General features: G+C 40.7%; 18 protein-coding genes. 12 read left to right on the forward strand and 6 right to left on the reverse strand.

Annotated elements, in window-relative coordinates:
• The first annotated feature begins 165 nt into the window (after nucleotides 1-165).
• Together QW087_07640 and QW087_07645 are read left to right on the forward strand one after the other, a co-directional pair.
• Nucleotides 166-414, forward strand: a complete 249-nt coding sequence (locus QW087_07640; GenBank protein MEM2944594.1) for a hypothetical protein — start codon at nucleotides 166-168, stop codon at nucleotides 412-414.
• Nucleotides 407-799, forward strand: coding sequence for a response regulator (locus QW087_07645; protein ID MEM2944595.1), 393 nt, complete (start codon nucleotides 407-409; stop codon nucleotides 797-799). The genes QW087_07640 and QW087_07645 overlap by 8 nt, the downstream gene beginning before the upstream one ends.
• Before the next feature lie 764 nt (nucleotides 800-1,563).
• Here the strand turns inward: QW087_07645 and QW087_07650 are convergent.
• Entirely contained in the window at nucleotides 1,564-2,760 is a 1,197-nt protein-coding gene (locus QW087_07650; protein ID MEM2944596.1) for a CDP-glycerol glycerophosphotransferase family protein, read from the reverse strand.
• Between the two features lie 279 nt (nucleotides 2,761-3,039).
• Between QW087_07650 and ispD the strand changes: the two genes are divergently transcribed.
• Entirely contained in the window at nucleotides 3,040-4,374 is a 1,335-nt protein-coding gene (gene ispD, locus QW087_07655; GenBank protein MEM2944597.1) for a 2-C-methyl-D-erythritol 4-phosphate cytidylyltransferase, read from the forward strand.
• Between the two features lie 460 nt (nucleotides 4,375-4,834).
• On the opposite strand, the gene acs is transcribed toward ispD, so the two are convergent.
• Nucleotides 4,835-6,904: an acetate--CoA ligase gene (gene acs / locus QW087_07660; protein ID MEM2944598.1), complete on the reverse strand. Its 2,070-nt coding sequence runs from the start codon at nucleotides 6,902-6,904 to the stop codon at nucleotides 4,835-4,837.
• A gap of 430 nt (nucleotides 6,905-7,334) precedes the next feature.
• Between acs and QW087_07665 the strand changes: the two genes are divergently transcribed.
• The 3 genes from QW087_07665 to QW087_07675 all read left to right on the forward strand — a co-directional run bounded on the left by QW087_07665 (nucleotide 7,335) and on the right by QW087_07675 (nucleotide 11,920).
• Nucleotides 7,335-8,225: a glycosyltransferase family 2 protein gene (locus tag QW087_07665; protein ID MEM2944599.1), complete on the forward strand. Its 891-nt coding sequence runs from the start codon at nucleotides 7,335-7,337 to the stop codon at nucleotides 8,223-8,225.
• Between the two features lie 1,047 nt (nucleotides 8,226-9,272).
• Nucleotides 9,273-10,484, forward strand: a complete 1,212-nt coding sequence (locus tag QW087_07670) for a glycosyltransferase family 4 protein (protein MEM2944600.1) — start codon at nucleotides 9,273-9,275, stop codon at nucleotides 10,482-10,484.
• Nucleotides 10,481-11,920 (forward strand): radical SAM protein, encoded by a 1,440-nt coding sequence (locus QW087_07675; GenBank protein ID MEM2944601.1) that lies wholly within the window; start codon nucleotides 10,481-10,483, stop codon nucleotides 11,918-11,920. Before QW087_07670 ends, QW087_07675 begins: the two co-directional genes overlap by 4 nt.
• 124 nt (nucleotides 11,921-12,044) lie before the next feature.
• On the opposite strand, the gene QW087_07680 is transcribed toward QW087_07675, so the two are convergent.
• Nucleotides 12,045-12,746, reverse strand: coding sequence for a hypothetical protein (locus QW087_07680; GenBank protein ID MEM2944602.1), 702 nt, complete (start codon nucleotides 12,744-12,746; stop codon nucleotides 12,045-12,047).
• An 862-nt stretch (nucleotides 12,747-13,608) separates the two neighbouring features.
• Here QW087_07680 and QW087_07685 point away from each other — a divergent pair.
• From QW087_07685 to QW087_07710, 6 genes are all read left to right on the forward strand, one after another.
• Nucleotides 13,609-13,845 carry a hypothetical protein gene (locus QW087_07685; GenBank protein MEM2944603.1) on the forward strand — a complete coding sequence of 79 codons (237 nt, stop codon included), beginning with the start codon at nucleotides 13,609-13,611 and terminating at the stop codon, nucleotides 13,843-13,845.
• 239 nt (nucleotides 13,846-14,084) lie between these two features.
• Nucleotides 14,085-15,332 (forward strand): glycosyltransferase, encoded by a 1,248-nt coding sequence (locus tag QW087_07690; protein ID MEM2944604.1) that lies wholly within the window; start codon nucleotides 14,085-14,087, stop codon nucleotides 15,330-15,332.
• A 54-nt stretch (nucleotides 15,333-15,386) separates the two neighbouring features.
• Nucleotides 15,387-15,647: a hypothetical protein gene (locus QW087_07695; GenBank protein MEM2944605.1), complete on the forward strand. Its 261-nt coding sequence runs from the start codon at nucleotides 15,387-15,389 to the stop codon at nucleotides 15,645-15,647.
• A gap of 457 nt (nucleotides 15,648-16,104) precedes the next feature.
• Complete coding sequence (locus QW087_07700; protein ID MEM2944606.1) at nucleotides 16,105-16,320, forward strand: hypothetical protein; 216 nt, start codon at nucleotides 16,105-16,107, stop codon at nucleotides 16,318-16,320.
• A 1-nt stretch (nucleotide 16,321) separates the two neighbouring features.
• The gene (locus tag QW087_07705) at nucleotides 16,322-16,801 is read left to right on the forward strand and encodes an ATP-grasp domain-containing protein (GenBank protein MEM2944607.1); all 480 of its coding nucleotides are present in this window, start codon (nucleotides 16,322-16,324) and stop codon (nucleotides 16,799-16,801) included.
• Nucleotides 16,798-17,454, forward strand: coding sequence for a PHP domain-containing protein (locus tag QW087_07710; GenBank protein ID MEM2944608.1), 657 nt, complete (start codon nucleotides 16,798-16,800; stop codon nucleotides 17,452-17,454). The genes QW087_07705 and QW087_07710 overlap by 4 nt, the downstream gene beginning before the upstream one ends.
• A 223-nt stretch (nucleotides 17,455-17,677) precedes the next feature.
• Here QW087_07710 and QW087_07715 read toward each other — a convergent pair whose 3' ends face one another.
• From QW087_07715 to QW087_07725, 3 genes are all read right to left on the reverse strand, one after another.
• Complete coding sequence (locus QW087_07715; GenBank protein ID MEM2944609.1) at nucleotides 17,678-18,508, reverse strand: hypothetical protein; 831 nt, start codon at nucleotides 18,506-18,508, stop codon at nucleotides 17,678-17,680.
• Between the two features lie 299 nt (nucleotides 18,509-18,807).
• Nucleotides 18,808-19,032: a hypothetical protein gene (locus QW087_07720; protein ID MEM2944610.1), complete on the reverse strand. Its 225-nt coding sequence runs from the start codon at nucleotides 19,030-19,032 to the stop codon at nucleotides 18,808-18,810.
• 154 nt (nucleotides 19,033-19,186) lie between these two features.
• Entirely contained in the window at nucleotides 19,187-20,410 is a 1,224-nt protein-coding gene (locus QW087_07725) for a magnesium transporter (protein ID MEM2944611.1), read from the reverse strand.
• Between the last annotated feature and the right edge of the window lie 284 nt (nucleotides 20,411-20,694).

Consider the following 20,694-nt stretch of genomic DNA (forward strand, 5'->3'; position numbering starts at 1 on the left):
AACTGTAACGATACAAAGATCCCTCGGCGGCTGAGCTCTTATATCTTAGATGATGTGGAAAAGTGAAACTTTTCTTACGGTTCCGTTGGAATCTCGATAATCAGACGCCTCAAGTTGAGCATGCTCACCATACTCTTATGTAGGTGTTGGTGGAAGGTCACCATCATGAGAGTGTGCGGTTTGTTTGAGGAGGGTATGGGGTGCGGCATTACCGCTGGAATGGGATTTTTTATGAAGAGTAGTGCTTTTTTGGGAGCGTTTGATTGCGAAAGTGCATTTTTTCGCGAATTGCGATTGCGAAGGGAATCGTTCCAATGCCATTTTTCAGCACTTGCCGCAAGCATTGACGGGGTCAGCTCCAGCGATCTAGGTTATGGGACAAAGAGAATAGCGCATCCTGCAAATTGTGCGTGAGAAGGGTGCTGTCGGAGGGGATGATCACATGAGTGCTGGAAGAGGGATTCTTATAGTTGAAGACAACATCGATCTTCTCGAATTGATGGCTATCATGCTGTCCAATGGTTGCGAGGTCATGACGGCGACGAGCGGCGAGGAAGCGATTGTCGTGTACGGTGAGCGCAGGCCTGATGTGGTCGTAATGGACATCGTGCTCCCGGGGATGGACGGCATTGAGGCAGCGCGTGAAATCTTGAAAATTGATCCGAAGGCGAAGATCATCGGGGTGACGGCGTACTACACGAGCAAGAGCAGGCATATGCTCGAGGCTGGTGCCCTTGAGGTCCTCAAGAAACCGTTTACTGCATACGAACTCGTTGCGTCAGTTGAAAAATGGCTCTGAAAACTCGGGGTAGGTGATCCTAAAAAGTGTGTAAGAAGAAGAGATATGGGATTTTCCGTCAATTCTCATGATTTGCAATCGTCCATTCAACCATTTTTCGCTTAACTATTTGAGAGACCAGTATTCACTACTCGGTGTTAGTACTTTAGATTGCCCTCATTCTAGTTGAAAATTGCGGAATTTTAGAGGGAACTATATCAACAAAAATTGCATGGATTTACTTCCATGCCTTCGTCTAGGTATCCATAAGATTAACAAAAAATACCCTAGATTGGAAAAAATGTTCACAGCGAAGCACCTAGCTTGTTTAGGGCATGTAATGTTCTAGTTCCCTATTTTGTGTCTTCAAAACATATATTATTTTTTTAAGGTTTTCATATTCTATAGTGCAAAAAAGTAATACTTTTTTTTCTTGGGGTTTACGACAATTCCGCAGTGTACACGACAAAACAATTTAAATGAAGTGATTGAAGATATGATCGAATAAATCTACTGGGTGCTTAAAACTGATCAATTGCATATGAAAATCATTTTCAGAGTTGGGGAATTTGCGTATTTAGGTATAGATGATGATCTCTGCAGATTCCAAAATTCATTGAAAACATGAAAATGATCATAATTCGAGCTGCTGACTTTGTAATTAGTAATATGGTAAGAATATTGCGTGATTTTTACGATAGATTCTTTAGACTAAGATTCAACGACAGAACCATTACGAATCCAAAATTCCAGATTTAGAAGATCAAAATGCAAGGTCATACCGGCTAAGGACTTTTGCACTCGAATAATAGTTCTTCGACTCTTTTGCATGAATTTCCATCAACGAAATAGTGAAATCTATCTCTAAATTCTCTATATCTTTTCCTGTATGTAGAATCGTTAAACCAACTGAGATCTCGAAGGAGCTGAAGAACGTCCTCCTGGTTGTATGCAAATGGACCTGGCAACCCTTCATGAATATCCAAGAATAATGGCCTGCAATTCTTCTTATAATCATCATAATCAAACACGTAAAAAATCATAGGTCTATCCAGTAATACATAATCCGTTGCAACGCTACTGTAATCCGTTATGAGAACATCAACATAAATTAAGAGTTCTTGTATGTCATCAATTTTGTCAGAAATGTCAATAATGTTGCTATATCCGGATGGCAAATGAAGTGCCTGGTCGTATGGATGTTTTTTTATCAATAAGATGCTACGAGTGTTTCTTAGCCACTGATTCATCTCGTTCAAGAATTCATTTGTGAAAGGATTGAACATTTGATTTTCCCTGAATGTAGGGGCGTACATTATTATTCTCTTGATCCCTTCTCGAGGAAGAATATTCTCTAGATCAATACCGCTCATATTCCGATTGAATAAACAGTCGTTTCGGGGATATCCCGTAAGTGCGATTCTTGCCCCTCTAAATTCCTTTCTCAGGTACTCAACATTCAAAGGGGATGTAGCCAATACCAGATCAAACGATTTTATATAGAGATGAGTTGTGAGTCTTGCAAAGAATGTCTTTCTTGCATTTGGATCCAAAACTCCAGATACTTTATATCCTGCACCATGCCAAGTTTGCAAAATCTTAAATCTTCCAAAGCATGCGATGCAGGATGTGGCAAAAGCTCCATTCAAGAAATTATCTACTATTATCCACCGGGCTTTAAGTACAGCTCTGATTCCTTCTGGTGAAAAGGTATGTACAGCGTTAATCCCTCTTCTTTTCAAATTTGCACAAAGAGCACGATTACATGTTATCCAGACCACTTTATACTTATGACGGAAGTAATAGTACAAGAACTTCGGATTTCCGACGAATTTCGTACCATCATGAGACGTAAATACAAGCGTTTTAGCGTCTTTTGATATGAGATAGGAGCCAAGTACCAAAAATAGATCGAAAAGAACACTGGTGAACTTTTGTATGATCTTTCTAGCCGTATTTAAATATGCTAGGGGTTTGTTCATACGTGAATTCCTCAACCGGAAACCCATCTGTCATAATATTTAGGATTATTAAATTCTGTGGGATTTGTTGGACACTTAGAAAAAAATTGAAACACTTATTTTGGAATCCTTTCAAAGATATTCATACACAAATGCAGACTGAAATCGAGCAAGCCTAATTGGATCTAATTGAATGTATCGTGGAAACCGAGAATAGAATTAAGAATCTTTTAAATTACCAATCAACAATTTCAATTAAAATCTGATAGATGACAATTTCTGGAAATATGGTGATGTTGCATGAGCGTTTCGGCAATCATCTTGGCTGCTGGCATAGGTGAACGTTTTGGAGGGGAAAAACAATTTGCGAGGCTTAATGGAAAAATCGTGACTCAGTATTCTATTGATGTCTTTCGAGCTTGTTCTTCGATTGACAAGATCATTGTGGTTGCAAATGATGTTAACAAGGCAAATCAAGTTCTCAAGGACGTAGACAAGGTCGTCGCAGGTGGTTTTAGACGGCAAGACTCTTCCTATAATGGGCTTTTGGCATGCGATTCAAATACCGAATACGTATTGATACATGACGCCAGTCGCCCTATGATTACTAAGGAAATGATTGAAAGGCTGATCGATACGCTTAATTCAGGAGTCGAGGGAGTGGCGCTGGGTTGGCCAGCAGTCGATACCATCTCACTCGTTGATAAGAAAGGCTCGATCATATCGATACCAGACCGAAGATTTGTACGGAGACATCAGACACCGCAGGGGTTCGATTACAAAAAGATACTGAAAGCGTATGAGAGTGTACCAGGAAACATCACATTCACAGACGACGTATCGGTGTTCAAGTACGCCGGATATGAATGTCGTATCATTCCGGGTGATGAAATCAATATCAAGATAACTACTCCAGTAGATCTGTTTATAGCCGAGAGGATATCGCAATGGAGGTCGATGAAGGTTAAGATTCCTAGACTTTCTGGAAAAAGAGTTCTAGTTTTCGGCGGAACTGGTGGCATAGGAAAGGAAGTTGTGAAGCTTTTGCACCAAAATGGTGCAGAGGTTGTATCTTTAGGAAAGAAAGATGCGGATCTGAGAGTGGAAAAACTCCCCGATTGGATGTATGCTGTTTCCTGGGATACTATAATACATTGTGCAGGTGTATTGAGAAAGAACACGGTGACCTTAGACTCATTAAAGGATTTTGACGAAATGATGACGATTAATGCGAGAAGTCTCATTCTTATTTGCGACTTGGCTACAAAAACTATGAAAGAAGGAGGATCCATAGTTGTTATCGGTAGCAGTTCGGCCTGGAAAGGAAGAAAAGGTTATACGTATTATTCGGCCTCAAAAGCTGCTCTCAATAATCTCGTTGAAGGTCTTTCCGAAGAACTAGCCCCATATAGAATTCGAATCAATTGTGTAAATCCGTCGAGAACGAGAACAGCGTCAATCAGGGAATTTTATCCGAATGATCCCGACGATTCTTTTCTAGATCCAGCATATGTGGCAAAAGTTGTTGTTTCACTTTGCTTTACTAATGAGACAGGTCAAATAATCAACATTCGAAAAAACATGAGCAATTTCATGGAAGAGTATGTTAACTCTTCCACAAAAGGATCGAACTAATCACAGCAATCAAGTGTGGATTGTCTTGGGACACATTCTTGGAGATGTTATGGAATGATTCATGCAGGAATTTTCCACGAGGAGATTGTATATGGACAAGCATACAATTCATATTCTCAATTTCCAAGAAAGACACCAAAATTTGCGGTGTTTCTTGAAGAGCATGAGGAGACATGCTAATTAACCTATATGTAACGCCTTCCAATGCCTCTGGGCTCGATAGGGATTTTTCAGTCAAAATGGATGATGAAGAAGATAGAGGTAGCGCCCATTTGTAAGGTACGATTTGATCACAAGGTCCAGAAAAAGAGTGCAGAAGATTGGATCAAGCATCATATACCATTCTTGCAAAAAGGAGGATTTCTCTCAGAAAGGACATTGAGGGATGTCTAGTCCATAAGTCGCATGTCTTCTTTTTCAAAAAAGAGAGAAGAATGAGAGCATTTCTGTGTCTGAAAAATCATTTATCGCGATGCAAGATATTCAGGCCAAGGGCTGCTCTCACCATCTCATACGCCCTCATTGCCTCCTCCACGGCAACCTCGCTTTCTAGTGTCGTGACGTCGCCCATGGGAACTCCTTCGGCCACCGCCTTCAGGAGGCGACGCATGATCTTGCCGCTTCTTGTCTTTGGCAACATGCTGATGAAGGTGATGGCAGCGTCCGCTGCAACGAAGGAACCCATGGTCTCCTTCAGATGATTCCTCAACTCCTCGTGAAGGCCGTTGTCCGTGCTGTATCCTTTCTTGACCACGGCGAATATCAAGGGAATTTCGCCTTTGACTTCGTGACTCTTCCCCACGCACGCCGCCTCGGCCACCGCCTCGTGTTTGACCATGGCCGATTCCACTTCAGCGGATCCAATTCTATGACCAGCCACCTTGATGACGTCGTCCGCCCTCCCGAGGCCCCAGATGTAGCCATCCTCATCTATGACCGCGAAATCGCCCGCGTAATAGTACCATCCCCTGTGCCTGTATTTACCATAATACGCTTCGACGAATCTCTCATCGTCGTTGTAGAGCGTCATGAGCATCGAGGGCCAAGGGTTGGCAATGGCAAGGTATCCCCGCTGCCCTGGGGGAACAGGAGCACCCTCCTCATCAAGAACCACCATTTTCACAGGGGGTATGGGGAAGCCGTTTGTGCCGGGCTTGAGGGGGAATACCCTGCCCATGCCTGGGAAGTGACCGGTCATGATGCATCCGGTCTCAGTCATCCACCAGGTGCTCGATGAGATGGCATTCTCTCCGCCAAAAACCCTATAGTACCATTTCCACGCCTCGGGGTTGATGGGCTCGCCTACGCTGTGGCATATGCGGAGTGAAGAGAGATCATGCTTCTTGTAATTTTTTTCATCGAAGCGCATGAGCATCCTGATGGCTGTAGGGGCTGTGTAGAAGATCGTGACGCCGTAGCGTTCGATGATGCCCGCCCATCTATCAACTGAAGGGAAATCGGGTGCACCCTCGTATATGACGACGGTGGCACCGTGCATTAAAGGCCCGTAAACAACATACGAGTGGCCCGTGATCCAGCCGATGTCGGCAGTGCAGAAATACACGTCGTTGTCGTTGATGTCGAAGACCATCTTCGTCGTGGCGTATACCCCGACGGCATAACCACCGACGCTGTGCTGGACCGCCTTCGGCCTGCCCGTTGTTCCCGAGGTGTAAAGGATGAAGCTGAAGTCATTTGAATTGAGGGGCACGCAGGGGGCAAATGTTCTGCGAGGAACATCGTTTACAAGATCATGATGCCATTCGTCCCTTCCCTCGTGCCATGAAATTTCATTACCCGCTCTCTTCACGACGATGACCTTCTCGACTTCATGCCCTTCCGCCTTGCAAATTTCCACGGCCTCGTCAACAATCGCCTTGAGATGAATGAGTTTCCCCCTTCGGTAAGCTGCATCGGCCGTGATAACGATTCGAGACTTCGCATCGATGATCCTTGTGGCCAATGCCTCAGCACTGAATCCGCTGAAGACGACGCTGTGCGGGGCACCGATTCTCTGAAGGGAGAGCATGTACACGACGGCTTCGGGGATCATGGGCATGTAGATCGTGACGATGTCCCCTTTCTTCACTCCCACCCTGCTTTTTAGCGCCTGGGAAGTCCTGTTCACCTCCGTATAAAGATCGCCATAAGTCATCGTCCTTTTCTCGATTGGTTCCCCTTTCTCGTCCACACCCTCTCCTTCCCAAATCAACGCTATCTTGTTCTTCTTTCCCCTTATGATCTGCCAGTCAACGCAGAGATGGCAGAGGTTCGTTTCCCCACCGACGAACCACCTGTAGAACGGGGGTTTGCTTTCGTCCAAAGTCTGAGTCCACTTCTTAAACCAAGGCATCTGAGATGCCCACTCCGCCCACCACCTCTTGACGCTTCCCTTGTCTCCCGATATTTCGTCGTTCATTCTTTTGTAATCTCCCGCTTTCTGCACGCGCCCCCTCCACGATGGCGGGACAATGCGGTTCTCGAATTCCTCGTAGATGTTTTCCTTGTGCTTGGCTTCTTTGAGGTCCATGTGGAAGATCATGACCTTTAATTTCCGTATTTAAAAATTGTTGCTGGACATTCGTCAATGAGCGTACTGGATCGACAAAAAACGATGGAAAATTGTCGAATAAGGAGTTTATCCATCTAAATGGAGGATTTGAATTATCTGAAGGATTAGGCGTGATTCGAGAAACATATCGTTCCAAATTCTTGTTTCGATGCAATTCTAGAATACGCTGATGCGATCGTGGAAAATTTAGAATAATACGCTCAATTGGGAATACTGAGTTTGCGGAATGTAATTTTATGTGAATTTCTAATCCTCTTTTTCGCATTCAAGCATAAGCATCCCATATTCTCATTAAGTGAACCAATGGCGAAATCAATAAATCGAGGTCCTGTATTATCTGTTCACAAGGCAGAATGTGATTGATACATACGCGATTGGTGGGGATTCGATGCAGTTCAAGAACGTGGCGGTACTGATTCCCGCTTACAACGAAGAGCTGACTATCGGAAGCCTCGTGCTGAAATCGAAGAAGCACGTAGATGAGGTCATCATCGTCAATGATGGATCTTCGGACAAGACTTCGGAGATTGCGAGAATGGCTGGTGCGCTCGTCGTCGATCTTCCAAATAATGGAGGAAAGGCGTCAGCAATCATGAAAGGTATCGAATTTGTAAGAAACCAAGGCTATCAGGCGTGCGTGCTTCTTGATGGCGACGGACAGCATGATCCCGATGAAATACCCCGAGTTCTCGAACCTGTTCTGAAGGGAGAGGCTGATCTCGTCATCGGCTCAAGATTTTTGGACTTGAAGAGCAGAGTTCCTCTTTATCGAAAGGCTGGACAGGAAATTCTGAACATCGTGACGAATCTCGGCACGAGACAAAGGATCACAGACTCGCAATCCGGATTTAGGGCGTTAAGCGCCTCAGCAATCCAGAATTTCAATTTTCACTCTCATGGATATGCAATAGAGTCTGACATGATCCTTCGTTTATCCGAAAAAGGCATGAGAATCAAGGAAGTTCCCATTTCGTCGAGGTATGATGTGCCGAATGGTCATAAGAAAAAACCATTTTCTCATGGGCTTCAGGTATTCGCAAAAGTAATACGATTTGTAACGCAGAGAAGACCGCTCCTGGTCGTCGGCGTTCCAGGCTTTTCGATTTTCTTAACAGGGCTTGTCTTAGGAATATTTAGTTTGATGGAGACTACATTTTTTGGCTGGGGATGGTTGTTTCAGACTGCTTTGTCAGTTTTTCTGTTCATCATTGGAATGGTCTTAGGGTTGAATGCTTTGGTCCTTAATTCAATTGTTTCGATGATGGAGACTAATAAGTGAATGTAATTATTGTGACCTTTGTTTTATTTTCATTCCTAATTGTTTGGCAATTTGGTGGTCATAATCTGGGTATTGCACTGATATCATTAAAATCAAATATGAAGGAAAAGAGTTACTTATTTCAGCCATTTGTTTCGATTAGTGTTCCGAGTCACAACGAGGATAGGTAATAGCCAATAGAATCACAAATCTTCTTGAATTGGAGGCTATTATCGTAGATTTCGATTGAGAGGACATGATTTGTGAAACGAAGAAGTTGCTAGGAGAGAAGCCATTTATCTTTTTATCAAATGCAAGAAGGCACAAGTCTCCTAAAGAGTCTAGCATTAGAACCATGATTTATGATGTATATTATGTGAAACAAGCTATAGATTCCAAGGTTGGTTTCAGATCACTGAGTAGATTTGGCGGGTGTGAATTTTAGTTCTTATTAAGGTTGATGCACATCCTAATCATATGTAATTTCTTAAGGAGAAGCATGGGGATCAAGAAGATGTCATCGCATTTCAGATAGCAGATGGCATATGTGCGTAAGGGGTTATTTTGTCAGGGTTTGAAGATCTTTACGAGATTGATGGCTGCACTCACGAAAAGGGTGTCTTATTGCTAGCAAGTAACGAATTTGTTACGTTCTGCAAGCTTCAATACTTGTGCTTCTAACCTCCGGGGGAATTTTGGGCTTTGGGAGTCGGAATGCTATTCAATATAATCTTATTCGCACCTATCCTAATTATTGGTTGGATACTAGGTGTTTCATCAATATCATTGTAATGTATCTCAAGTACAGTAAAGGAGTAAGTGTGATTGACACATAGGTGTATGTGGCAGACAAATCCCATATCGATTTGATAAAAAAAGGAAAAAATGCAAGTTGAAAATCGACATTGCGAAAAATAATTTGCCTTGGTTATTGTTTTCTATTTGAATAAATAGAACTTATACATACCTGGAACAATCAAAATCAACAAGACATCAAGATACTTTTTTCTACCTTGCAAACATTTTCGCCTAGCATTAGTTGGTGAATTTGCGGATTAGGGAAATGTTATGAGGGTCCTCTTCTTAACGACCGAATTCATCCCATTGTGGGGCGGAATTGGCACATATGCCTATGAAATCACGAAAAATTTTCCAAAAGACTGCGAAGTACTTGTAGTAACCCCCTTCAGGAGCTGGAGTGGCAACTATCAACCTCCGACTGAGCTTATAGCCGAGCAAATTCCGCCCAATATAAAGATTTTACATCTCTCATACGCAAAGGACACCTTCTTTTACAATCTAAGATTTCAATTAGCGTGTGCGAGAAGTCTTCATAAGATTATTGCAGATTTTCAGCCAGACATAATTCATTCTCAAAGTTCGATGCCGGATTTTTTTTTGAATAATCGAGAATTTTCTGGACCTATAGTAACTACTGTCCATACAACAATTCATAGCCAAATTGACGCATTGAAGACTGCCGAAATCGAATTTTCTTATATTGGTGTCTCAGAGCGGTTGACATTTGCCTTTGACCCCTTTCTGAGGTTTCTTGAACGGATCTATTATCATCGAAGGAATCATTTCATCACGGTTTCAAGGTATTATGCAGGTTTGCTGCACCGAAATTTTGGTATTGACTCCACTAATATCAAGGTCATTTACAACGGAGTGGATGCAGAGGTGTATAATAGATCGAAGGCAGGCGAAGCAAGAAATTATTTTCCAGATATTGTTCAGGAAGATGTGCCAAAGATTTTATTTTTATCGAGGTTGACTGGAATTAAAGGTTTCGATATTTTTTTGAAAAGTATACCTTTAATATTGAGCAGAGTGGATGCAGAATTCATAATCGCAGGTACGGGTCATTTGAAGCTGACAGATCAAGACATATTGAACAAGTATCCTAATTATATTCGTTATTTAGGTTACGTACCACATAGTCTTAAACCATATTTGTATTCAATATGCGATGTATTTGTACTCCCCTCATACCATGAGAATTGTCCGTTAAGCTTGCTCGAAGCGATGGCATCGGAGCTGGCGATAATAGCTACAAGGGTTGGTGGAATCCCCGAGATTGTTAAGAATCGTGAAGATGGGATTCTTATTGCAAATGATCCAAGTGCATTGGCAGATGCTGTAGTTACTCTTATCGAAGATTCCAATTACATGCGGTATCTTGGTCAAATGGCAAGAAGGAAGGTGAAAAGATCTTTTTCTTGGAAGGACGCTGCAATGAGAACTCTAGCATACTATGAGGAGGTGATCAAGCATTGAACATTCTAATATTAAATCCTCCGAGATTGGAACACAGAATATCCGTTATCAGGGAAGATCGCTGTGAAATTACTGACAGATATGCGATAATCCCTCCGTATTCACTGATAACTATCGCATCCATACTGAGGAATAACGGTCACCATATTCATTTCATTGATGCAAATGGTGTTGGTCTTTCATATGATCAAATCGACGAACTTGTTAATTTCTCTCACTTTGATATCCTCATATTCAGATTTACGCCAACAACCTTCGATTGGGACATGAGAATTGCAGAGTTATCAAAACGGCGGAATCCGAATATTATGACAATTGGTATATGCCTTACACTTCACAAGCTGGGAAAAGAAGTGATGAAGAAGGCTCCTTTCCTCGATTATTACCTTCCAATCGATTGGGATGAATTGATATCCGATGTTGTATGCGGTATTTCAGAAAGCCATCTTAGTGGACTCGTAGGCGTCTATTACCGTGAAAGAGGTGATATCGTATTCTATCCGCATCGAGTATCTGGCAAAGTAATCCTTGATTGGCCTATGCCTGCATATGATTTGTTGCCTGATTTGAGGCATTATAGACCGAATGCCCCAATAAATGGCAATTACATGATAATGTACAGTAGTAAGGGATGCCCATTTCAATGTGCTTTTTGTACTGTTGCAAGGACGAGGCATAAAATGAGGTCCGTTGAAAATATCATTAGAGAACTCGAGCATTTATATATTAATTATAACGTGAGAACAGTTTCCTTTTTTGATGAGACTTTTACAATCAGCAAGCCAAGGCTCATGGAAATTTGTAATGAGATAGCTCAGAAGATGCCTAATCTAAGATGGTATTGTAATACACGAGTTAATCTGGTAGATGAAGATATTCTCAGAATTATGAGAGAGGGTGGATGCAGGGGGATATCTTTCGGGATAGAAAGCGGAAGTCAAAGAATACTTGATGCAGTTAATAAGGGCACAAGAGTTGATGATGCAGTTAGAGCGATCAATATGGCAAAAAGAGCTGGTTTGAAGGTTTTTGCAAGCTTTATTTTTGGTCTTCCGGGCGAAAATTACGAATCGATCAATGAGACTATGATATTTATCAGATCTACACTCCCACATGGTGCGCAATTCAATGTCGCAGTCCCGTATCCTGGAACGGATCTTTACGAATATGCTAGGAAGACGAATATGCTTGACGACGATGTATCGTGGACTCAACTCTACCAGCATAAAGCCATTTTGAGAACTAGTCAGCTTTCTCAGAATGAGCTTGAGAGACTAAGGAAAAACGCGTACATTAGATTTTATCTAAATCCAAAGTGGCTATTGCAAAATGTAATCTGGGTAATAAACCATGTTGAAGATCTGAGCCTCGGAATGAGATACTATGTCAAATGCATGCTTAACATCATGCTTCATGGAATGGAACATGCCCATTGATGAAAAGGAACGAGGAGGGCATTTTATGATAGTCATCGTCTAATTTCTGATGCCCTACAATTCCATTGTTGAGAAATACGAAATTGAATCCAAATTCAAGACCGAAATACTTTGCTCTATCCCATCATCTTAAGTAAGCGTTGACGGTTTGGCACGAATAAATCTTATTTGAACCCAATGAAATTAATACTTGGTCGACATCATAATTCAATTTCTTAACAACGGAATTTACCCTGCACGGATACTCACTAATATATCTTCTGATCAGAAGAAAATTGACTTTATTTTCGAATTTGCCGATCTCTAACATCTGCGAAATCGATAGAAAATTGCTATTTTCCTCTACCATTTTGGCGTAATATGAATACAATTCATCTGATCCAATTTTTCCTTGGATCATTAATTCACTTGCTTTAATTGCAATGATTTCAGCTTCAGTAAAAGAATAAGTTACCTTAGTATTTGGCGAATAAATATTGTCTTCCATAGAACCTTGTGGGTTTGTTATCATCATAAATGCAATCAATGCCACGACGATCGCCGTAACGGGAGATTTCTTCCTCGAAAGAGTAATAATCGCAAAAGAGAATGGAATGCAAAGAACCAGTTGAGAAACAACGAGCCATCGATGTTCCAACGGGAATATGATACTGAAGAAGGAAAATCCAAAGACAAGAAGCATTAATAAGCCAGCAATCAGTACAAAATTTTGTTCATATTTCGAGAATTCATTTGCGAAATGCAACATGCCGACAAGAGAAATACACAAGAAAATGATCAATGGCGAAGCGTTTAGTAACTGCTCCCCAAGGGGGACGTTAAGCATGCTCGAAATTATTGCACGAGGGGAAATAGAGATTTCAAGACTCAATATGTTCGATATAATATGTGCAAAACTTGCAAAATTTCCATGAGAAACATACATCCAATATGAAACAGGAACAACAGTGGAATAACCGATTAAGGACGTTCCCGTGGATCTCTTTTTATTTACTCTAGTGCTATTAAAATATTCTAGTTTTTTAGCAATAATCGATATAATGGCAAATAGTATTGTAAGAACGGACGCCAATGGGTGTGTAAGTGTGAGTGTTATGATTATCAAGAGAGAAAGGTAAAGAAAACGTGGTTTTCTGCAAAGGATAAGATAAAAGGTAAAGAAAGATAATGTGAATCCAAAAGAATTAGGTATCGGCCAATAGCAGAAAAGAATGTGAGAGTCCATCACTGACACAATTAGTGAGCCCAACAGTCCAGTGCGAACATTGCAACACTTCTTACCGATTAGATAGACAAGTGTTACATCACAAACATATTGAATTATGCCGATAGAAACCAGAGAACTCAATTTATAGTCTGTACCAGTTATTAACATGCTAGAGCTTACTGCCACATGAAATACAGGCACATCAGAGTATTGAAATTGAGGAATGTATCCCGTTCTGAGCAATTTTGTAACAAAGTATGAATGGTAATATGGGTCGATACCTATTAGAGATGGATATAATTGCACCTCTGTAATAATAACATTCAAACCCAGTAGCAATATTTGCACAAGTATGAAAATGATTCTCGATTTAAGAAGCGGATAACCTGATACGATTTTTGCAGCTATTAAACCAGCACAGAGTGAAATCAGGAAATAGTAAAGGAAGCCTCTGGAATATATTGGTGCTTCGAGATACACTGTGGTCGAAGAAAAAAAGGAAATAAAAAATGAAATATCTAATAACTTGAGGACCGGTGCTGATGACACCTTGTTTTCAATCTTCATCCTGAAGTTGCAGAAACCAGTTAAATACACGCATGTCGAAATTATCAAGCAAAAAGATGTGATTGCAAGCAAAAGATTGTTAGTAATCAAGAAAAGTATAGTAGTCAGGACAAGGATCAAGAGAATGATGAGAGATATTTTTTTGCCATAGGGGGGTTTGAAAATTTTTGCAATGATATGCAAAAAAGTCTCTAGCATCGATTTTCGGCGAGGAAATGATCGGGGGAAATTAAAAGGATTACGATTGAATACCTAATTTGTGATTGAATGCTAAATCATCTAAAGAATGGGGAATTCGTATGATAAACACTGCTTTTATGTTTGATTCTAAAATTATGAACTTCAACTTCAAAGCAAAATGCTTTAAATTTTTACACGGTTACTAAATACATGGAGTCGCTAAGGTTCTTGATGATTACCACATTCTATCCGCCATACCATATCGGTGGGGATGCCGTGCATGTTGAACTTCTATCAAAAAACTTGGCAAAGAGGGGCCACGAGGTCCATATAGTTCACCTCCTCGATTCTTTTTTGCTGAAGGCTCGGAACATGAATGAAATAAAAGTCAACAACTCAGAAAATGATGATCTGGTTAGAACTTACCCGATAAAAACCCCGTATAATGTTTTAACGCTCGTCAAAAATTATTGTCTCGGAAAATCAAGACAAATCGATACCCGTATGACACAAATAGTAAAGGATATCCGTCCAGATATAATCCATCACCATAACATTGCTGGGTTTGGTCCTGTTATATTGTCTCTAAAGGCAGATAAAACCCTGTACACCGCTCACGATTATTGGCTCATTTGTCCACGCTCCGATCTCCTGTTTTTTGGAATGAAGCCATGTAGATGCAACATAGGATTGGCCTGCCAATTTTGTTTAATGCTTCATCAGAGGCCTCCACAGCTATGGAGATTTCTCAAGAATGAAAGTAAGATCTTAAAAGGAATCGATGTCATCATTGCACCCAGCAAATTCATGAAAGGAAAACTTCAAGAAAAGCTTCATGAAATTGGTTTAGATTGGATGCGCATAGAAGTAATATATAATTTTGTTGAGGAACCAATTGGGGACTGCTATCCGGAAAAAATAAATCGGAAAAATTCGTATTTTTTGTATGTAGGGGCATTGGAGAAACACAAAGGAATTCTCGAGTTGGTTAATCTCTTTTTGAAGTACAAAGACTTGATAGAAAATGACTTGATCATTGTGGGAAAAGGATCCATGCAATCTAGAATCGTGGATTTAATCAAAAAAAATCATTACGAAAAAATACATTTTATAGGTTGGGTTGATAGGAATACTTTGAGCACTTTATACCAATGTGCAGAGGCTGTGATCGTCCCCTCTCAGTGGTATGAAAATTGCCCGTTGGTAGTATTGGAGGCAATGAGTCACGGCATTCCTGTGATAGCACGAAATTTCGGAGGATTATCTGAGATTGTATCACAAATCGATGAGAAGCTCTTGTACACAAAGCCAGAAGACTTGATCAACATTTTGCAAAATTTCCAAGAGTCTAATTTTGATGCTTGCAAGATACAACAGATTGTGAGGGAGAAATTCTCGGTAGGGAAATTCTTAATGAATTATGTGGAGCTCCTTGGGGATGGAATTACTGTCAAATAACTAATTTCACTGTTAGGAGATTTATGAATTGACGATGACTGGAGAGGATCAGACTTGAAGAAAGTATTGATTTGCGCATTTCATTTCCCACCTGGTATCGGATATGATGGAATCATAGGCGCATTAAGACCTGCAAAATTTGCAAAATATTTACCTTCGTTTGGTTGGGAACCTTATATTTTGTCGGCAAAATTAGATGTGAATAATCACACAATTGCGCTTGATGATTTGTATCTGGCATCAACTTCCAAAATTTGGAGGGCCAATTACTTAGATCTCGAAGGCGGTCTCAGCGAGAAGTTATCAAAAAAATGATCGCAGAGTAAATCGGCATTCATCCTATCCGGATTTGAGTGCTTCCAATTTAGAGTCTCTATTTCTTGAAAAAATCTTCCCTAAAACCGCCTAAATAAGAAATAGAGATTTGATAATTTCACAAAAATATAAACAGCTTGAATATTCAAAATTTTCGTCCAGGAGCTCTGAATTTTATTCTGGTAGTGAGCTTTTCAGGCAGAGGAGCTCATTTTAATGCTAGGAAGCAATGTAATATGCCTAGAAAGGAAAATATTAAAAAATTTTTTATAGTCACATTCAATTCCTTCAGCCTTATGGTGTGAGGATGGTCGTAAGAGTCGTAGCAGTCTGCGACATAATAATGGGAGAACAGCCATTGTGTCATTGATTCAGAATAAGAAGTATGATCAAGAAAAATGATCCCAGATATCTTTTTCAGAAAAAAACTAATACTGAAAAATTCAAACTTATGGACTTGGCAAATCGAATTGGAGTACCTGTTCCTCAGCACAAATTAGTAAACAATTTCAGGGATCTAGTGGACTATGCGAAGTATCTAGGTTGGCCAGAATCAAGAGTTGTTATAAAGCCGCCAGTATCTAGTGGTATCAGAGGTCTCAGAATCATTGACGAGCGAATTGATATGAAAGATCTTTTCTATAACGAGAAACCAACTACAATTTTTTTCTAAAATGGACTTCTTACATAAGATACTTGGCGATGAATTCCCTTCATTGTTGGTTATGGAATATCTGCCAGGCGATGAATACACGGTTGATGTTTTTCGTTCTCCAGCCAATACAAAGACGATAGCAATTCCGAGGAAAAGAAGGGTTATGAAAAACGGCATAACATTCAGTGGGGTTATTGAAAAGAACGACGAAATTATCGATTATACTACTCGCCTTGCGAATGAGATCAACATGGAGTGGATTTTCGGTTTTCAATTCAAAATGGGCGGTGATGGCATTCCAAAGTTACTCGAATGCAATCCGCGTGTTCAAGGAACGATGGTGATGTCCACATTGGCAGGTGCCAACCTCATTTATGCCTCCGTCAAAAATATTCTATCCGGAGAAATCCCCCCTATGGAAATCAAATGGGGCATGGAATTCGTAAGATATTGGGGTGGACTCTCTATTTACGATGGTAAATTGATGGAGATTATATGAGATACTGGCAAAGGTATTCCAAGTATCTGCTCAGCGGAGAATGGCATATCCATACGAATCTTACTGATGGGTTATGTTCAATCGACGACATTTGTCTTCGGGCTAGAGAACTTGGCATACCCCTTATTGCTTTTACGGAACACATTCGTAATGTGCCATCATATGATCCTCACCAATTCATCGAAAGCGTTTATGCATGCAGAAATGAATTTCCAGATGTGATAATTCTCTGCGGATTTGAAGTAAAGATTTTGGAAGACGGCGAGCCAAATGCCGATAAAGGATATCTTGAAAAGGGCGATTATAACATTTTTGCATTTCATTCTTTTCCAGAGGATAAAGATCTCTACCTTGATGCTCTCATGAACGCGATAAAGAACCGTCTTTTCGACTGTTGGGGGCATCCTGGTCTTGTAAATGGCCAGATATTTCCGTTGGAAGAAAACTATTTGAGATCAATCTTTTCCCTCATGAAGGAAAGGGAAATGTTGCTAGAGGTGAATGAAAAATATGCTGTTCCTTCAATTGAATGGATCCCTCTCATCAGGGAATACGAGGTTCAGCTCGTTAGGGGATCGGATGTTCATTCTTTAGAACACCTATCTGCAAGATCGATGTGCTTGGAAAAAGTACTGTCCGTTGCATCTTCATGAATTGGATATAAAATGCGTATATTCATTCAGAATTCTAGATAGCAATTTCCTATGGGTTTCGTGTCTTTTTGAATTTTGAGTCTTATAATTCCAATGCATTAAATAATCAGCTAGCAGACCGTTGTTTTTGAGGTTCTCATAGTTTCCATTTTACCTCAACATTTAAAACTCGTGCTCTATCTGATTTTCGCACTTCTATTATATGGCAAAGCTGGCACTGAATTTATTTCATCATTTGTAATGCTTTGTTTTCATAATCATGTATAAATTCAAAAAACTTGACTAGTTCGTCTCTGGGTACGTATTTCGCAAGTAATAACAACATCAAATCGCATTTATTCCTGGAAATTGCCAAAAGCTCAACTAACTTGACAACAATGCTGTTAGCGATATCGTTTCTTGTAACTGAGAAATCATTTAGCAAATCCGAAACAGAAGCTATAATATCATTGTAATCGATTATGGTCGAGCGCGTTTGCTGCTGAGATATAGCATCTTTACCAATATAGAAGCCAAGCTCCCTGCAGAGGTATTCTACAAAATCCTTGAGCTCTCTATTCTCCTTTCGGAGCATTTCATTTTCATTTACCAACAAAATGCATAAAGACAGCAGTGCGATTGCACCCCCAGTTCCGATATCTTGAGGTTTTCCAGCACCCACTAGCTTCTTGGATTTGTCGGTTACTTCGGCCCATACTGAAGCCTCCAAAATTTTAGCCTGATGATCAGGAAGCCTGGATCGAAGTGCGTTGATTAACTCTATGAATATCATATCTTTTGAAGGCTTATCAATGGCCAACCACCTGAGGTACTCTTTCCCCTTCTTACTCAACTGGTATTCATAACAGTAACCCCTCTTGCACAGCCCCTTCTTCCTCACAAAGCATTCCCTTTTGATCTTCTGTCTCTTTAAATATCCCAGTCTATAAAGTCTTCCGAGGCTGTTCGATATCTCTTTTGTAGGACGGGAGAGCTTTATTGCCAAATAATCCGAGGTAAAGGGTATATCGTTGCAGCTTTTATCTATCTCTATTAAGAGTTCTTTTAACTTCATAGTTCGTCACAACTAAGTGATGACGAACAAATATATAATCTAATCTGAGAAAAACAAATTACGAACTATTATATTCACTCACTTTTTTTTTCAAAATGGAGTAGCGTCTTTACAATCATTGTAGAAAATCATCAAGCACGTAAAATGCAAAATAAAAATTGTAAATAGTAAAAAAAGGAAGAGTTGAAAGCAGCTAGCCATTGGTAATGTAAACCGCCTTTAAAAAATCGTATGAATCAATCCTAGAACGAAGAATCTCGAAGAATCTTTGAAATCCGGTGGATTACCATTTTCCCCTTTTACCTATTTCTTTTTCGGGAAGCAATTTTGTTATATCTCATAAATTTCTTCACGGACTTCTCCAGATCTCCTTCGTTCATTGCATGCAATATGAAATCAATGAGCTTGTAGTTTGGATTTTTCCTCATCAAAGGATGGATATAGAGATCGATAAGGTCGTTGATCTGCGCTGTCCTGCTTTTTCTCATCATCATCTTGACGATTTTCCGCATTTTCCAATTCATCAATGCCAAAATGGATTGCGATAATAAATATTTTTCCATTTTCATATTATTTTATGTATGAATGTGTAAATGTGTGTAAATAATTGAAAAAATGTGAATCATTGGTATAGGGCATCTGATCGTTATTAGATCACATGCAATATGCGAGGAAGCACTATCCTAATGTAAAATTTATTACGACTGTCAGTACCACAGCACCACAGAGATCGACCACGGCAGTTGTGATGGGCACTCCGAAATTGTCTGGATCAAGGTTCAATTTATATGAATAGATCGCTGTGAAATAGGCAATGATGTTAAGAATGCTTATGATGAGGAGGCCTGAAAAGGTCGCAATGATCACCATCGCTAACGCACCGGGAGACTCAAGACCTATGGATGGGGAGATGCAGTGAATTGAGAAGCCGAGGAGGGGGTAAACCCACAGGGAAATGAGGTAAATGGAAGCAAAGTCCTCCAGGACGAGGCGATTAGGTACCATCCTCTGCTCAATGAGTCCCATGTGTAGTTTCGACGCCAATCTTGAACTCAGTATGCCGCCGAGATTCCCTCCAGTATCGAGAAAGGGAGGAATGAAGACTAATAGTGCTGGAAATGTTATCAGGTACTCGAGGCGCTGCTCTATGACCGTTCCAGCGAGGATAAAGAGGAGCATGCAGAGGAAGAGGATGGGGAAGCTTTCATGGATCGCTCTTTTGACCTCTCTCCTTGAAGTGAGTGTATACTTCGCCCCTATGCCGATGGTAGCGATCATGAAAACGATTGATGATATATCGATCAACTCCCCCCACCCCGCTTTCTTAATATCCAACATCAGAATGGCGGCCATGTTTAACAAGGGCAGCGTTATTATATCGCCTACGGTAGTGATGATGGGGCAAGAGATGTTGTCAATATCCCAGCTCCTCTTAAAGCCAAGGTAAGCTATGAGGATGTTCGTAAAGATGAGGATAAAACCTGCGGGGATGCCTGCCACCACTGAGATGAAAACGAAATCTAGGACCCCAATATTCTTTATTCCAAGAAAATCAGAGATGAAGTCGACGCACAAACCCATGGCCATGGACATGATCGTCATCAGCACCATGGCGATGGCAAAATTATCCCTCAGGATTGATCCGCGGTTGAATGAGAGTTCGAAAACTCCTGTGTTTAAAGCCGTTCCTAGTCTGCTACCAACGGCACCGAAGATCGCACCTCTAATTCCGATTGCAGCGGGGATGAGGATCATCAGACCAGGCAAAAGGGCGAGTGTGTCGCTCATCGCGCCCAGTACTAGTCCTGCGATGAGGCCTGCTAATGATGAAATGGTGACAGCGGTGATCCCTAGCGACAGCACATGTCTGTTCTTTGAAAGGAACGAGAGAATGACCTTCACAGGGATCACCTCTTTCTTCGAAGGTCCTGTTCATGGTCGCTCACCCGTACTGTGCTAAATTGGTGGTTGCAATTCAATGTCTTCTTATTTAAATCTGTTTGAATAAAATCACAAAATCCCTGATTAGATTTGAACCGTGATCATTTAATGACGGAACCGTGTAAGGGTTTATGTTTCAAGCATCATAAAAATGAAATGAGAATTATGTTTCTGGGAAATCTTTTATACGCCGTGTCTCATCAATGATGAAAATGTCAGAGTTGTCCGTTGTCTTCGGCTTTATC

It is taken from the genome of Methanomassiliicoccales archaeon, from assembly GCA_038850735.1.
Lineage (GTDB): Archaea > Thermoplasmatota > Thermoplasmata > Methanomassiliicoccales > JACIVX01 > JACIVX01.